Source organism: Desulfopila sp. IMCC35008 (genome assembly GCF_010646885.2).
Taxonomy (GTDB): domain Bacteria; phylum Desulfobacterota; class Desulfobulbia; order Desulfobulbales; family Desulfocapsaceae; genus Desulfopila.
Map to the genome: position 1 here is coordinate 2,020,036 of NZ_CP050700.1, position 14,784 is coordinate 2,034,819.

The 14,784-nt window shown below is 42.5% G+C and carries 13 protein-coding genes and 2 pseudogenes; 9 read left to right on the forward strand and 6 right to left on the reverse strand.

Annotation, left to right across the window (positions count from 1 at the left end):
* Nucleotides 1-222: 222 nt before the first annotated feature.
* Both GA520_RS08970 and GA520_RS08975 read left to right on the forward strand, forming a co-directional pair.
* Nucleotides 223-2,088 carry a hypothetical protein gene (locus GA520_RS08970; RefSeq protein WP_163339173.1) on the forward strand — a complete coding sequence of 622 codons (1,866 nt, stop codon included), beginning with the start codon at nucleotides 223-225 and terminating at the stop codon, nucleotides 2,086-2,088.
* Between the two features lie 33 nt (nucleotides 2,089-2,121).
* Nucleotides 2,122-3,816 carry a DUF6044 family protein gene (locus GA520_RS08975; RefSeq protein WP_240910204.1) on the forward strand — a complete coding sequence of 565 codons (1,695 nt, stop codon included), beginning with the start codon at nucleotides 2,122-2,124 and terminating at the stop codon, nucleotides 3,814-3,816.
* 11 nt (nucleotides 3,817-3,827) lie between these two features.
* On the opposite strand, the pseudogene GA520_RS08980 reads toward GA520_RS08975, so the two are convergent.
* Together GA520_RS08980 and GA520_RS08985 are read right to left on the reverse strand one after the other, a co-directional pair.
* Nucleotides 3,828-4,990, reverse strand: a pseudogene (locus tag GA520_RS08980) (IS4 family transposase).
* 181 nt (nucleotides 4,991-5,171) lie between these two features.
* Nucleotides 5,172-5,495: pseudogene (locus tag GA520_RS08985) on the reverse strand (transposase); the annotation flags it as partial.
* Nucleotides 5,496-5,611: 116 nt separating this feature from the next.
* On the opposite strand from GA520_RS08985, the gene GA520_RS08990 reads away from it, so the two are divergent.
* Both GA520_RS08990 and tnpB read left to right on the forward strand, forming a co-directional pair.
* Nucleotides 5,612-5,956, forward strand: coding sequence for a hypothetical protein (locus tag GA520_RS08990; protein ID WP_163339171.1), 345 nt, complete (start codon nucleotides 5,612-5,614; stop codon nucleotides 5,954-5,956).
* On the forward strand, nucleotides 5,953-6,192 hold the full coding sequence (gene tnpB, locus GA520_RS08995; RefSeq protein ID WP_163339170.1) for an IS66 family insertion sequence element accessory protein TnpB: 240 nt from the start codon (nucleotides 5,953-5,955) through the stop codon (nucleotides 6,190-6,192). The genes GA520_RS08990 and tnpB overlap by 4 nt, the downstream gene beginning before the upstream one ends.
* 91 nt (nucleotides 6,193-6,283) lie before the next feature.
* Here tnpB and GA520_RS27125 read toward each other — a convergent pair whose 3' ends face one another.
* From GA520_RS27125 to GA520_RS09010, 4 genes are read right to left on the reverse strand one after another with little or no spacing between them, the layout of a single operon-like run.
* The gene (locus GA520_RS27125) at nucleotides 6,284-6,517 is read right to left on the reverse strand and encodes a tyrosine-type recombinase/integrase (RefSeq protein ID WP_370362756.1); all 234 of its coding nucleotides are present in this window, start codon (nucleotides 6,515-6,517) and stop codon (nucleotides 6,284-6,286) included.
* Nucleotides 6,514-7,284, reverse strand: coding sequence for a tyrosine-type recombinase/integrase (locus GA520_RS09000; RefSeq protein WP_205749327.1), 771 nt, complete (start codon nucleotides 7,282-7,284; stop codon nucleotides 6,514-6,516). Before GA520_RS09000 ends, GA520_RS27125 begins: the two co-directional genes overlap by 4 nt.
* Nucleotides 7,281-8,210: a tyrosine-type recombinase/integrase gene (locus tag GA520_RS09005; protein WP_163339169.1), complete on the reverse strand. Its 930-nt coding sequence runs from the start codon at nucleotides 8,208-8,210 to the stop codon at nucleotides 7,281-7,283. Before GA520_RS09005 ends, GA520_RS09000 begins: the two co-directional genes overlap by 4 nt.
* The gene (locus GA520_RS09010; RefSeq protein ID WP_163339168.1) at nucleotides 8,210-8,749 is read right to left on the reverse strand and encodes a tyrosine-type recombinase/integrase; all 540 of its coding nucleotides are present in this window, start codon (nucleotides 8,747-8,749) and stop codon (nucleotides 8,210-8,212) included. The genes GA520_RS09005 and GA520_RS09010 overlap by 1 nt, the downstream gene beginning before the upstream one ends.
* 268 nt (nucleotides 8,750-9,017) lie before the next feature.
* Here GA520_RS09010 and GA520_RS09015 point away from each other — a divergent pair.
* From GA520_RS09015 to rffA, 5 genes are all read left to right on the forward strand, one after another.
* Nucleotides 9,018-10,156 (forward strand): IS630 family transposase gene (locus GA520_RS09015; protein WP_370362736.1). Its coding sequence is split into 2 segments (ribosomal slippage): nucleotides 9,018-9,450 and nucleotides 9,450-10,156, totalling 1,140 coding nucleotides; the frame shifts between segments, so codons are not numbered across the junction.
* A 685-nt stretch (nucleotides 10,157-10,841) separates the two neighbouring features.
* On the forward strand, nucleotides 10,842-10,967 hold the full coding sequence (locus GA520_RS09020) for a transposase (RefSeq protein ID WP_240910279.1): 126 nt from the start codon (nucleotides 10,842-10,844) through the stop codon (nucleotides 10,965-10,967).
* Between the two features lie 73 nt (nucleotides 10,968-11,040).
* Nucleotides 11,041-12,618, forward strand: coding sequence for an IS66 family transposase (locus GA520_RS09025; protein ID WP_163341003.1), 1,578 nt, complete (start codon nucleotides 11,041-11,043; stop codon nucleotides 12,616-12,618).
* Nucleotides 12,619-13,082: 464 nt separating this feature from the next.
* Complete coding sequence (locus tag GA520_RS09030) at nucleotides 13,083-13,328, forward strand: hypothetical protein (protein WP_163341001.1); 246 nt, start codon at nucleotides 13,083-13,085, stop codon at nucleotides 13,326-13,328.
* Between the two features lie 275 nt (nucleotides 13,329-13,603).
* Nucleotides 13,604-14,746, forward strand: coding sequence for a dTDP-4-amino-4,6-dideoxygalactose transaminase (rffA, locus tag GA520_RS09035; RefSeq protein WP_163340999.1), 1,143 nt, complete (start codon nucleotides 13,604-13,606; stop codon nucleotides 14,744-14,746).
* Nucleotides 14,747-14,784 lie beyond the last annotated feature (38 nt).

The following is a 14,784-nucleotide window of genomic DNA, read 5'->3' on the forward strand; positions in this document are numbered from 1 at the left end:
TGAAGGGAATGAATTTTCCCGAGTTGCGTCGACCTATGTAAAATCAAAGATACTTCCCATGGGGAGTTTTGGCTCAGGCCCTGGCCCACGCTGTTTGATCGTGCTTACATTGCTGCACTATTTTTCTATGCCGGTTTATTGGTTGCTTGTAAGAAGGGAAGACGAAATGAGAAGGGTGTACCATAAACTGAAGAGTTTGGCTGGCAGGTAAAGGGGACTTTAGTGCGCAGAATTTTCGAATTGACATGGTTTCCTCTGCTGTTGTGGCTGGTTGCCTCCATCGCGTATTACGCTGTTTTCTTTTCGAGAGCCCATGTCGAACTCAATATTGAGGTGAGTGAACGCACATGGTTCAAAATATACTGGGCAGCCGAGAATCAACCTTTTTCCGAGAAGCGGATGGCGCGGGTCAGGGTACAACCGGACCAGACCGACTATACATTTTTTGCCACAGATCTATCAAAAGTAGCCAAGTTGAGGGTTGATACCCATCAATATGTGGGAAAAGCTGTACTGCACAAGCTCATTCTGTCGCAGAAAGCGGTACAACCGATTGAGTTTGTAACAAACCAGGATTTTAACCAGCTCGCGCCCCTTGATCAGATTGAAGAGTATAAGGTCACTGAAAAAGGCTTGGAGGTCCTTTCCACAGGTATTGATCCGAATTTTCTTTTTACCATGAGCGTGGAACCCCGCCCGTATTCCGGTTGGGAAGAAGCGGTCCGGATTGTTGCAATCGGCCTTTTTGTCGGTTTTTTTTACTGGGGGCTTTCTCCACTAGTTACCGGTTTTCGTTTTATACCCTTGTGTATTGCGGTTGTACTTGGTCTTGTAATGACTATGTCCCTTATCAGCGGGGACAACTCGCATCCGGATGAGTTTGTGCACATGCCTGCTGCCGAGTATTATTCAAACCATTGGTTGCCGCCAGTGATAGAGAATCCTGACATAAGGCATACGTTCAGTCCTTACGGTGCGTCAAGACTACATACCGATGAAATTTATTATCTGCTGTGTGGTAAATTTGCCAAACTGCTTGAGCCACTTAAGCTGGAACGGTATGTGCAATACCGGATGTTCAATGTATTCCTTCTGGCTCTTATCCTGATTTGGGTTCTGCAGTATGAAAGTAGTAGGCTTCTCGCCCTGCCTTTCTTAGTTACACCTCAGGTCTGGTATCTGTTCAGTTACTGCAATTCGGATGCTTTCGCGCTGACATTGGCCTTTTTTCTCGGTTGTCAGGTTGTTCTTGGCAACTCCATGTTTAACCGGTCATTACGTAGCTTCAGCATTTTCGAATGGCTGGTAACTGCGATTCCGGTAGGTACTCTTTTCGGCCTGTTGTTTCTGGTCAAGCAGAATTACCTTGCCTACGGGTTGATTCTGGCTGTCGTCGTTGTCGTCAGGTGGTTAAGGATTGCAGATTGGAATATCCGCAAGCAATGGGCGGTTAAGCTTACCGTAATTGCCTTTTCAGCCCTTGCAGTTTTCGGGGGGAAAAAAGCTATCGACTACAAAGTAAACGGACTGGACAGGTCTGAAAGAATAGCTGCCATGGAGAGGGAAATGGCAATTCCTATATACAACGAGAATACACCGCTTGAGAAAAAGCATGTATTCCTGAACCTGAAAGACCGTGGCATACCTCTTAGTAAACTCATTCTTGTTGACAGATGGTTTGAAAAAACCTTTCGGAGTGGAGTTGGGGTCTATAGTTACTTTACCATCTCGGCTCCCCGTATTTTTTATGATTGTATGCGTTGGAGTCTGGTGGTCCTGATGCTCTTTTTGTATGGTGCCATCTTTTTGCACGGGGATAGGTGGGACAGCATGACAGCGGTCATCGTACTTGTCATATCTGCAGTTTTAGTCGGTGCATCACTGGAACACTCATGGACCGATGATTTCCAGACCCAGGGGAGGTATCTTTTTCCTATACTCAGTATGATGGCTTTGCTGTTTGGGAATAATAGGGAAATACTTGATAAGAGGTTTTTGAGTCTTCAGGTTGCTTTTATCTTTTCTATTTCTTTTTATTCTTTTAGTGGTGTAGCTTTATCTGCAATCCCGAGACTCCTGAATCATTAGAAATCTTGTTTGAAATTGTCACTATTACTCATTATGAATTTGTACTCACAACACTTGGTTAAAGTTGGATTTCCAATACTAATATTACTAATATATCTCTCACCTCTAATTTTACTAGGTCAAGATGCATACATTCTTATACATGATAACCTAGATTCAAATATAGCATGGTTTAAAGTTCTAGCTGAAAGTGATTTGATTTTTGCGCCGTCAGAAAAACACATTCCTAATATTTTTGGAGGATTACCGAGAGTCTCCCTTGGGACTGAATTTAATCTGAATCTCTGGCTATATATATTGTTTCCACCCTATATAGCTTATGTCATAAATTTATTTGCGATACATCAACTGGCTTTTTTAGGAATGTACATTTTGTTGGGTAGGTATTTCCTAAACGACACCGATAAACACTTTCCGTTAATCAGGTCAGGGGTTGCGCTTTGCTTCTCGTTGTTACCCTTCTGGCCATCTGGAGGCTTATCTGTTGCAGGCTTACCAATAGCATTATATGCCTTTTTGAATATAAGGCATCGAAAAGATCACTATTCTGACTGGTTGGTTATATGCCTTCTTCCATTTTATAGTTCCTTGCTTGCATCCTATTTATTCTTTTTAATCGTTTTATCATGTATTTTGATCTATGATTTTATTCGTGGCAAAAGAAATTTTCATTTTCTCTTCTCAATGATAATTATGTCGTTGATTTTTGTGTTGGTTCAATATCGATTATTTCAGATGTTACTTTTTGATTCGCATTTTATTTCACATCGATCTGAGTTTGTAATTTCATCTTATAACTTTTCAGCTGCAATATCTGACGGCTTGAAAAATTTCTTAAATGGACAGTATCACGCTCATAGTCTTCACAATAAATATATTCTCCCTGCAGTTGCTGTTGGACTCATAGCTTCTTTTGCATATCGAGACCATTTAAAATCTATTGTACTGCTACTTATGATGGCATTTTCAATTTCAATGATTTATGGATTGTGGCGTTGGGAAGGACTTAACGTAATTAAAGAAAATATTTTTATTTTAAGGTCAGTTAACTTTTCGCGATTTCATTGGCTCCACCCTGTTATATGGTATTTGTTGTTAGCACTATCACTTAGTGTTTTATCAAAAATACGTATCATCGGCCCACCCCTTGTTTCAATTCTAATTTTATTTCAAATATCGTGGCTATTTTATAATAGTAATTTTTGGTCCGAGTACCGAACAAATAGAATAAGTTTTAGGGCGTTTTATGCTGAGGATCAATTTCATGAAATATCGAAATTTATTGGTGAAAATGAAAATGATTTTCGCGTTGTCTCTTTAGGAATCCACCCTTCTATTGCCCAATATAACAATTTTTTCACTTTAGATGGATATGTTGTAAATTATCCACTTTATTATAAACACCAATTTAGAGAAATCATAGCTGGTGAGTTAAAAAAGAATGAATCATTAAAAGAATATTATGACAATTGGGGTTCACGAGTTTATTTATTTTCAAGCGAACTGAGAGAAAATGGTGATTACCTTGCTAATAATTCTGGTAATGAATTTGAAATTTCAAGGTTAGATATATCGACACAAGCGTTTAGGGAAATGGGGGGTAGATATATAATTTCAGCTGTAAAAATTAATGAAGAAAATAATCCCGGAATTACTTTATTGCAAATCTTTATAAACCCAGAATCTGCTTGGGATATATATTTATATGGTGTTAATGAAATTCAATAATTATTATGATTTCATTTAAAATCACTGCTGTCCCACAGTTGATTCCATAATAAAAGTTGCGGAGAAATAGGCCCTTGGTGAACTTTGTCAGGCGGCCTAAGCAGATCAGATAAAGGCCTTCTTTCAAACAAACTCAATTGCAATATTCTCAAGATATCTGAAATCGATCCTCTGAACTTTGCCATAACTTGAAATAGGAAAGCAGTAAATATACACACAGGGCTATCCACAACTGAGTGAGTACAGCATTTGGTGAAGTACCAAGAAAGGCTTTAACCTTGAGGTTTTGCTTGATCCATGTGAAAAAGAGTTCGATCTGCCAACGCTCTTTGTAGATAGCTGCAACTTCGGAAGCCTTTATCTTTTTTGAGTTGGTAAGGAATTGATATTCCTTACCTGTCTCCGGATCAACATAATTTACTTGGCGAAAGGTGAATTGATGACCCGGGAGTTTAACTTTGCAATCCAAGACGACATCTTCGGTATCAGGCTTCCGTCGATTTCCAAATTGATAGGCACCGGAATTACTCTTTAGCCTTGTAACAAATGTGATGTTGCTTTTGTCGAGTTCACCATACCAACTGTAGTCTGTATAGCCGCGATCAAAAACGACACATGAACCAGCTGGAAGTTTGAGTGCTCTGGCCAATTCAATTTCATGTCTTTTACCCTCGGTCATATCCATGAACACTGGCAAGTAGCCGTCTGCATCAAGGCCAAAATTCAACTTGATTGCTCCCTTGGTTTTGCGATAAGTAGCCCATGGAAATACAGAAAGGCAGAGATTGATGGTGGTAGCATCCAAGAGGAGAATTTTCCCTTTAAATTTAAACTGATGTTTAGGAGCATGATCCTCACACGTCCGTAAAAGTTTAAAGAACATCTCCTGATAAAGTTCATGTGGTTGTTGTTCATTCACCCGCGCAAGTGTAGTCCTACTTGTTTGCTTCATGCCGAGGTGATAGATGCGCTTACCCTTTGCAGTTAAGTTACTAACCAGATCTCGCAGACTCTTCCTGCCGGTAAGTTGAGCAACGGTCATTGCCATAAATTGGCTCCAACGGATATAGGAGCGAAATTTTTGTCCCTGATGATGCTTTTTGGCGAGCTTTTCAAAATCATGTCTCGGTAAAAATGAGGCTATTTGATTGAGAATTGTGTTATAATGTGCCATGGCTCGGATCTCCTTGTATTTAAATGTTAATTTGCACTTTCATTATAACACAAGAAGCTCTCCGGGCCTTTATTTATCTGTACTTACAAAACTATTTATGGGACAGCAGTGATTTAAAATATTACACTTGAGAAATCCCTTCAATGAAAAGCAAGCAAAATAATCCACTGCTGTCCCACAGTTAATTCCACAATAAAAGTTGCGGAGAATTAGTCTCTTGGTGAACTTTGTCAGGCGGCCTAAGGAGATCAGATAAGGGCCTTCTTTAAAACAAACTCAATTGCAATATTCTCAAGATATCTGAAATCGATCCTCTGAAATTTGCCATAAACTTGAAATAGGAAAGCAGTAAATATACACACAATGCTATCCACAGCTGAGTGAGTACGGCATTTGGTGAAGTACCAAGAAAGGTTTTAACCTTGAGGTTTTGCTTGATCCATTTGAAAAAGAGTTCGATCTGCCAACGCTCCTTGTAGATAGCCGCAACTTCGGAAGCCTTTATCTTTTTTGAGGTAAGCGAGTTACAAACCCCATCTTTTGTAAGCGAGTTACAAACCCCATCTTTTTTTCATCCCGCCAACATGGTTCATTAAGCCACCAATTCAAAGGAGGCATACCATGTTACCAGAGACCAGGGAAAACGAGACCGAATCAAAAGCTGACTTTTGGCAACGGCATATAGAGGTCTGCAACCGCAGTTCCTTAACTCAAACCCAATACTGTCGTCAGCACTCCCTGGCATTGGCAACATTTGGTTATTGGAAGAGGCGGTTGAACATGACCAGGCAGAAGAAAGCACGATTTTACCCTTTGACCGTGCAGCCTGTTCAAGCAGAAAATCCGGGACTATCTACAGCCGTCGTATCGTTGTACCTTTGTAATGATAGATTTCGAATCGATCTGTCAGAAGGATTTTCAGCACCAACGCTCAAGAAATTAGTTTCGACACTTGAGCAATTATGATTTTCAAACCATCCGAAACAAAGGTCTATATTGCCCTGGGGGCTACTGATATGCGGAAATCGATAAACGGACTTTCTCTTCTGGTTGAGGAGCAGTTCGGCCTGGATCTTTTTTCCGGTAGCTTTTTCGCGTTTTGCAACAGGAAACGTGATCTAGTGAAGATCCTATATTGGGCAGACAACGGGTTCTGCATTTATGTGGAACTAAGCATAAATACAGTTATGCCGATGATCTAATTATGCCGAGTAGAAGCAGGGAACCATATAGTAAGACAAAATATTCACAGCCCCGCATCTCGGCATAATTTTGCCATTAGCAGCCAAAGTTTCAGAGCGCTTTTAGGAATTCCATCAATCTATCATCAGGTTTAAAGGTTGTCGGTTTGGCATTAATAGGGAGTGTCTTTTCAAGAATTTTAATTTTTTGTGTAAGATCAGAACTTATGTAGGCTTGAGTGCTTTCAAGTGATTCATGCCCCAGCCAAAGTGCAATTACAGATAAATCCACTCCGGCTTGGAGAAGATGTACGGCAGATGTGTGCCTCAGCACGTGGGGACTCACACGCTTTCTTGAAAGAGATGAACAATGCTGTTTAGCCAAGGTACATATTTTCGGAGGGTATATGCAACCGTGTCTCGACTGAGTTTATTCCCATGCCTTGTTGGAAATAGAGGAGCTGAAGGTTTAGAATCCCGCTCGTCGAGCCAATTGTCAATTATTTTCGAAACAGTTTTGCCTAAAGGCATTGAGCGGTCTTTTCGCCCTTTACCGGTACAGTGAACATAAACACCTCCACCTAAGACAACGTCGCTGCAGCATAGATTGATGAGTTCTGAGACTCTCAACCCTGTATGGATAGCTAATGAAATAAGGGCGTAATTCCTTCTCCCAATCCAAGACGATCTATCGATAGCATCCAAGATGGCATCGACTTCATCAGCGGTTAGAAAATCGATCTCGCGTTTTTGGTAACGCTTTGTTGGAATCGCTAATACGCGTTGAATGTGAGCAGACAGCTGTGGTTCCTGGAATGATGCATAGTGGAAAAAAGAACGGATTGCCGCAAGACGATGATTACGGGTACGAGCTGTATTGTGTCGTTCTTCTTCCAAGTGGTTGAGGAATTTACAAATGAAGGGGGCATCCAAATCCTCAAATGATAACTTTGACGGAGTCTTACCCAGTTCACGCTTGGCATATTGGAGCAGCAGGCGGAATGTATCTCGATAAGATAAAATCGTTTCCTTGCTGACTCGTTTTTGATTCATTAGTCTTTCGATGAAAAATCCTTCTAAGATGTTGGGTAGAGCAGGGGATAAGTTTTTCATAAATTACCTCGCTTACTCTCAAGACGGTCACGAGCTAGTTCTAGAAGTTCGGGAACTGCTGAGAAATACCAGTATGTGGAAGAGGGACCGACGTGACCCATGTAGACCGAGAGAGAGTACACTTCCTGTTCTACATCGTTACCTCGCTTGTATATGTCAACCAGGCTTTTAACAGCGAAGCTGTGGCGCATGTCATGTATGCGTGGTCTTTTTCCATGGTTAGTATCCCGAATACCGATTTCTGAGCAGATTTGCTTGAAAGTCAGTTGAGCAACTGCGGTGGTTGGTCGGGTGCCGATGGTGCTTAGAAAAAATGATGGCGATCGATTGTCGGGAAAAATTTGATCGCGGCAGTGAGCATAATGAGCCAGGGCATTTGCCGTTGACACACGTATTGGAATAAGACGAGATTTGCCGAACTTGGCATTACGAATTGTAAGCAATTGATTGTCATGGTTGACATCCTCTTTATTGAGAAACAAGGCCTCAGAGATGCGAAGACCTGTCACCCATATCAGGCCGAACAATGTGGAGTATGTTGATCCTCTGAGACCCTTACGACAAGGCAACGCTTTTGTGGCAGCAATTAATCGTGATATCTCGTTATCTGTGTAGATGTAAGGAGTTGGCCTTTTCTGGCTATAGGGCAACAAGGACAAAGGAGGCACTTCCGTTGCAGGGTCTCTAACTTGCACATACAGGGCAAAATGGTGAACCATGCGTAATTTGTAAGCCCACCATTTGGGATTTGCATCATCCGGCGTCATTTCCCATTCCAGGGCTAATTGTGTAGTTATGGTCGTGGCCTCTTTTTCAGAGGCGAACTGTACAAAGTTTTTTAGAGATGATCGGTGTGTGCGAAGTTTATAACCCAATGCACTCCGTAACTCCAAATAGCCTGCAAGATAATCATGTAGTTTTTTCATTAGTCCCCTCCTTCTGGCCATGGGCGGCTTATGGAGCGTAGTCGGCCCAAGTCAACCTTTGCGTAAATGGCCGTCGTATCAGCTTTTTGGTGACGAAGAATTTGCCCTATTTCGGCTAGGGATGCACCTTCCTGAAGCATTGCGGTAGCGAGACTTCGTCTCAGTAGGTGAGAACCTTTTCGTGAAGGATTTAAATTCGCACGTCGAAGAGCATTACGAACCACATTGGCTATGGCGCATGAACTCGATAAGGGTTCAAAGGGAGCAATAACCCGCACAAAAACATATCGGGTTGAACATTGGGGGCGGCCTCGGCATAGATAAGAACTAATCGCCTCGCCAACATCTTGAAGGAGTGGGAGCCGATCCCGGTTTCCATTTTTTCCAAGGATACTGATAAATCCGTCATCCCATTCAATGTCGTCTAAGGTCAGTCGGCAAATTTCGATAGCTCGTAATCCCAGACGGATAAGCAGCAAAAGTATCGCTTTATCCCGCAGCCCTTGTGGTGTCTTTTCCTCGCAATGTCGAACCAGCAAATTAATGTCGTCAGCGGTAAGGAACTCCGGAATTTTCGTGTGCCGCCAAGATGGTATCGTCGGTACGCTTTCTACCAGGTGCGAAGAAATGTCACCTCGAAACTGCAGGAAACGGAGAAAACATCGGAGAGCAGATGCTTCATTTTTAAGGGTGGCAGTGTTACATCGATGTGATCGATCTAGAAAATATTGCTCAACATGACTAGTGTCATGTCACATTTGACATGTTAGTTAAAAGTCGGTATGGTCAAAAGAAACGGAGTAGACCATGCCCAAGATCAAGTACCGGTTTTCATTAACTCAAGATGAGCGTGATAAACTTGAAGCGATTGTTGCCAAAGGTAAGCACAACTCACAGAAAGTACTGAATGCACTAATACTTCTTAATTACGACGAGGATGCACTTAAACCGAGAACGTTAGGAGAGCAGGACATAGCCAACGTGCTGAAAGTTAGTGCAATGAAGATTCATCGGACCAAACAACGCTTTGTCGAAGAAGGTTTCGATGTGGCGCTTAACGGCCGAAAGGGAGAAAGAATCTATAAACGCAAGGCTGATGGTGATTTTGAAGCTCATCTTGTCGCACTCAGTTGCAGTGACCCGCCTGAAGGATACGCACAATGGTCTCTGCGGCTGCTTGCAGATCAAGTTGTGGAGCTTGGCTACATTGAAAATGTATCCTATGAAACAGTCCGCCGAGTGTTAAAAAAAACGAAATCAAGCCTTGGCAAAAAATCGGCTGGGTAATCCCACCAGGCCACAATGCAAATTTTGTAGCCCAAATGGAGCTGGTGTTGGATGTCTATAAACGACCATATGATGAACGATTTCCTGTAGTTTGTTTGGATGAGTCACCCCGCCAATTGATTGCAGAGGTAAAGGTACCAATCCCTGCATCACCAGGCCAACCAGCTCGATATGATTATGAATACAAACGGTGTGGGACATGCAATATATTCATGGCCAACGAGCCGCTGGCAGGAGCACGGATGGTTGAGGTGACCGAGCGTAAGACTAAAGTAGATTGGGCTTTATTCGTGAAAAAAATCGCTTCCAGATATGAGCGTGCGGAAAAGATCACATTGGTAATGGATAATCTGAATACCCATTCTCCCGGTTCACTTTATGAAGCATTCATGCCGGAAAAGGCCAAAGAGCTTTGGGATCGCTTTGAGTTCGTATTCACACCAAAACACGGAAGTTGGCTAAATATGGCCGAAATCGAGTTAAACGTTTTGATTGGGCAGTGCTTGAATCGCCGGATTGCTGACATTGAGGTCATGCGTAGTGAAGTTGAAGCGTGGGAATCAGCAAGAAACGGGATGAAAGCCGGAGTTAACTGGCAATTCACTACTGAAGATGCCCGAATAAAGCTGAAACGACTTTATCCAACATTTGAGGCGTGACATAACACTAGGGAGCAAACGTGAAAGTTCAATACTTTTATCTCCGAATTGGAGAGAAAGAAAATTTCGAGCAACTCGAATGCGCAAACGGATAGTTTCATTTACCAAACCTTCATTTTGCACCATGTGCTGTTGATACCTGATGATATTTTTGCTGAGAGGTGTTTCCTCAGGCACCTGTGTTAAAATAGATCCATTTTGTCGCAGGTACTCCAGCAGTTGCCGATAAGATCCACACTTTATCGAAAGGTGTTGGCGTGAGTAGCGGAAAGACAAATAAGTCCGAATAGTTTCTTCACGCAAATCGACAATGCCGATACCTTTATTGTCCAACCATCGGCTCAAATGGCCAATTTCTCGAACATGTCGTTGGCCGGTTGCATATGAGTACCCCTTTTTTGCAAGAAACTTGGAGAACGGAATAAGATGTGGCGCAAGAGGCCCTACGAGATAGCGTTTGAGAATCCATGGTCTGGTGTAGTAGGAATTTATGTTCATAGTGTCTTCCCTCCTTTTAGTTGAAAAAATGTAAGGATATGAAGACAAAATTATGCCGAATTGATAAGACAGGAAGGGAGATAAACAGATGTGTTATTGCTTGGGATTATCTGATAAAGGGGTCATCCATTCGGCATAATCAGAGTATCGGCATAACTGTATTTGGTTGAAAAGGTTAGAGGAAGATGTGTTCCGCTGGCCAGATTCCGAAGAGGAGGTTATGGAGGTAAATCAGGTGGCACTTGAGTGGTTATTGCATGGACTTGACTTGAACCATGCCCACCAGCGCCTGCCCTATAACTCCATTGAGTGAGTGCAATGTGATTACTTATATTTATTGCTGAAATGACTGGCAATCCGGGGTGTCAAATGGTATATTATTTACCATGATTTTAGACAGTTCCACATTACCGGATGACCCTGATGAGTTGAAAAGAATCATCTGCGAATTGCAGGATTCCCACGCTGCGGAAGTGCACCTGCTCCAAGAGCAGGTGCGGCATCTTTACGACAAACTCTTCGGCAGAAAAAGCGAAAAAAGCCGGTATGGTGAAGAGTCACCCCAGCTTCCGCTTTTTGATATGCCTGAGCCGGATCCTGATGCAGAAGCAGAAGAAACTGTCGAAGTGGAACAGCATACTCGTCGGAAAAGAGGAAGAAAGCCCCTGCCCGACAATTTGCCTCGTGTTGAAATCGTTCACGATATCGATGAGCAGGAGAAGATCTGTCATTGTGGCGCCGAACTGAGCAGGATCGGTGAAGAGGTCTCCGAAAAGCTCGACATTATCCCGGCCGTTATCCAGGTTGTTCGCCACATCAGGCCCAAATACAGCTGCAAGAACTGTGAGAATGTTGCCGAAAAAGGACCGACGGTCAAGGTTGCTCCTGCTCCTTTACAGCTAATCCCCAAGGCTATTGCAAGTGGCGGCCTCATGGCCCATATTCTTACCGCCAAATTCGTCGATTCCCTGCCATTTTACCGACAGGAAAGGCAATTTGACCGGCTTGGGGCCGATATTTCCCGTGCAACAATGTGTCGCTGGGCGATGCGGGTCGCTGAGGCCTGTATTCCTCTGAAAGCACTGCTCAGGCAGGAAATCCTCTCAGGTCCGTTGATCAATGCTGACGAAACCACGGTTCAGGTTTTGAAGGAACCGGGTAAGCCTGCCAATAGTACCTCGTATATGTGGGTCTTTCGAGGCGGACCTGTCCGTGCACCTTCCTTCTACTTTCAATATCACCAAACCAGGGCGAAGGGTGTCGCTATTGATTTCCTGGAGGGATATAAGGGTGTCGTGCAGACTGACGGTTATGCAGGCTATGACTTTCTAGACGAGAAAACAGATGTGGCCCATCTCGGCTGCTGGGCACATGCCCGCAGGAAATTTATGGAGGCCAAGAAGGCAAGAGGCAAAAACTCCAAGAAGACCGGTGGCCCAGATGTCGCCCTGCAATTTATCAAGGATCTTTATCGGATCGAGAGAAGAGCCCAAAAGCAGAATCTGTCAGCCTATGCGTTATCTGATCTACGCCAGAAAGAGGCAAAGCCAATCCTCGAGAAGATGCATGCGTGGTTGATAAAAAAATCAATGCATCTTGTCCCAAAGAGTCTGCTTGGCAAAGCTGTTGCCTATGCATTGAATCAGTGGAATCGGTTGAAATGTTACATCGACTTTCCTTTTGCCACGCCTGATAATAATCTTGCCGAAAATGCAATACGACCATTTTGTGTTGGCCGCAGGAACTGGCTCTTTGCAGGAACGCCAGCAGGGGCAGAGGCAAGTGCCACGATATACTCCCTTGTAGAGACGGCAAAGGCAAACAGCTTGGAGCCCTACAGATATCTTCGTTATCTCTTCGAAAGGGTTCCAGTCGCACAGACAGTTGAAGACTATAAACAGTTGATGCCTGGATATCTCACACCTGAGATGCTAGAAGAAGTATCAAAAGTCAGTCTTGTTTAGGAAAGTAGAGCCTACCTGGTTGAAGCGGTTTGTGTAGGGTGTACTTCCCGCAACGCTTACCATCTTTTTTTCTTCCCGCCAACATGGTTCATTACGCCACCAATTCAAAGGAGGCATACCATGTTACCAGAGACCAGGGAAAACGAGACCGAATCAAAAGCTGACTTTTGGCAACGGCATATAGAGGTCTGCAACCGCAGTTCCTTAACTCAAGCTCAATACTGTCGTCAGCACTTCTTAGATAGATACAAAGAGCTATCCATAGCTCTGTCAACACAGCGTTTGCTGAGGTTCAATGAAATGGTCCCTTGTTCGAGAGATACTTGTAAATGTTGTTGCGACAATAATTGGTATCACTGAAAAAAGACTTTGGCGAGTTTTTTTCATTATGTTATAAAAGCTCTGTCTCAGTTATATCTATTTGAAGTTGGCTCTATAGTGTTTGATGCGACAGCAAGTAAACGTTGACACAAATTTATAAAGATCTTTATTTTTTTTTGGATAAAACATCTGAACCTGTTTTCAACGTAACCTCTGGAAAAGAAGTGAATACTGTCCAAGATTTCAAAGCATTCATGGGATCCAAAGGTGGTACTATCTGTAACATTTCAGATGGTGTGTGCGACATGCCAACTGCTTTTTTAAGTGGTGCAAAAGATTATCTATTTATAAGTAATGTGCGGTCCCGCTTGCCGTGTTTACCTTTTTGACTTTTGCTTTACACAGGATAAAAAAGTAAACGACTTCAAAGTGAACGGTGCTGGCAGGTCCTAAAGGATTGCCGCCATGGAGAGGGAGATGCCGATCCCGATCTACAACGTAAATAAAACGCTTGAGAAAAGGCATGTATTCCCCAACCTATAAAGACTATAGGATATCTCTAAGCAAGCTCAGACAGGTTGTTTTTATCTTTCTGATTTCATTTATTCCTTTAGTGGATTAGCATTATCTATAATACCAATATTCTTTAATTATAAGAAATAATATGAGTTATAAAACGCCTTTCAATAAACCTTACATGTGTGGAAAGGAGCTCTACTATATAGCAGAAGCACACTTCAATGGGAAATTAGCTGGTGATGGACCTTATACTTCTCTTTGCCATAATTTTCTTGAGAGTTTATCTGGTTGCAAAAAGTCACTGCTTACACATTCGTGTACAGCTGCATTGGAAATGAGTGCAATGTTATTTGATGTACAGCCTGGAGATGAAGTGATTATGCCATCCTACACTTTCGTTTCTACAGCCAATGCTTTTGTTTTGAGGGGGGCTACACCTGTTTTTGTAGATGTAAGAGAAGACACCTTAAATATAGATGAAAAACTAATAGAGAGAGCGATTACTAAAAATACAAAGGTTATCGTACCAGTACATTACGCAGGGGTCTCTTGTGAGATGGATTCTATAATGTCTTTAGCTTCCCTAGAGAAGCTAAAGGTTGTTGAGGACGCAGCCCAGGGAATACAGGCCAGTTATAAAGGTCAATCTCTTGGTAGTATTGGAGATCTTGGTGCGTTAAGTTTTCATGAGACCAAAAATGTAATATCCGGAGAAGGTGGTGCACTGCTCATTAATGATGAAGAGCTTTGCCTTAGGGCAGAAATTATAAGAGAAAAAGGAACAGACAGAAGCAGGTTCTTTAGAGGAGAGGTAGACAAATATACCTGGCAAGAGGTGGGGTCTTCCTTTCTGCCAGGTGAGTTGATTGCGGCCTTTTTATGGGCACAATTCGAAGAACTCAACACTATAACACAAAAAAGAATTAGGATATGGGAGCGATACTATTCAAATTTAAAAGATCTAGAGGATAATGGACAAATCCGCTTGCCAATCATTCCTGAAGGTTGTGATCATAATGCCCATATGTTTTACGTTGTTTTGGATGGTAGTCTTGACCGTGACAGAATACTAACTGAGTTTAAAAACAATGGCATTGTTTCAGTTTTTCATTACGTACCTTTACACTCATCTCCTGCTGGCTTGAAATATGGCAGGGTGGCCGGAGGAATGGAGAAAACTGACTCTGTATCAGCTCGATTACTCAGATTACCCCTATGGGTTGACTTGTCAAATGATGAACAAGATCGAGTTATCGATACTCTCAAACAATCATTGCAGAAACAGTAAATCCACCAATTTATTAAACGTTACTAGATGTAGATGGT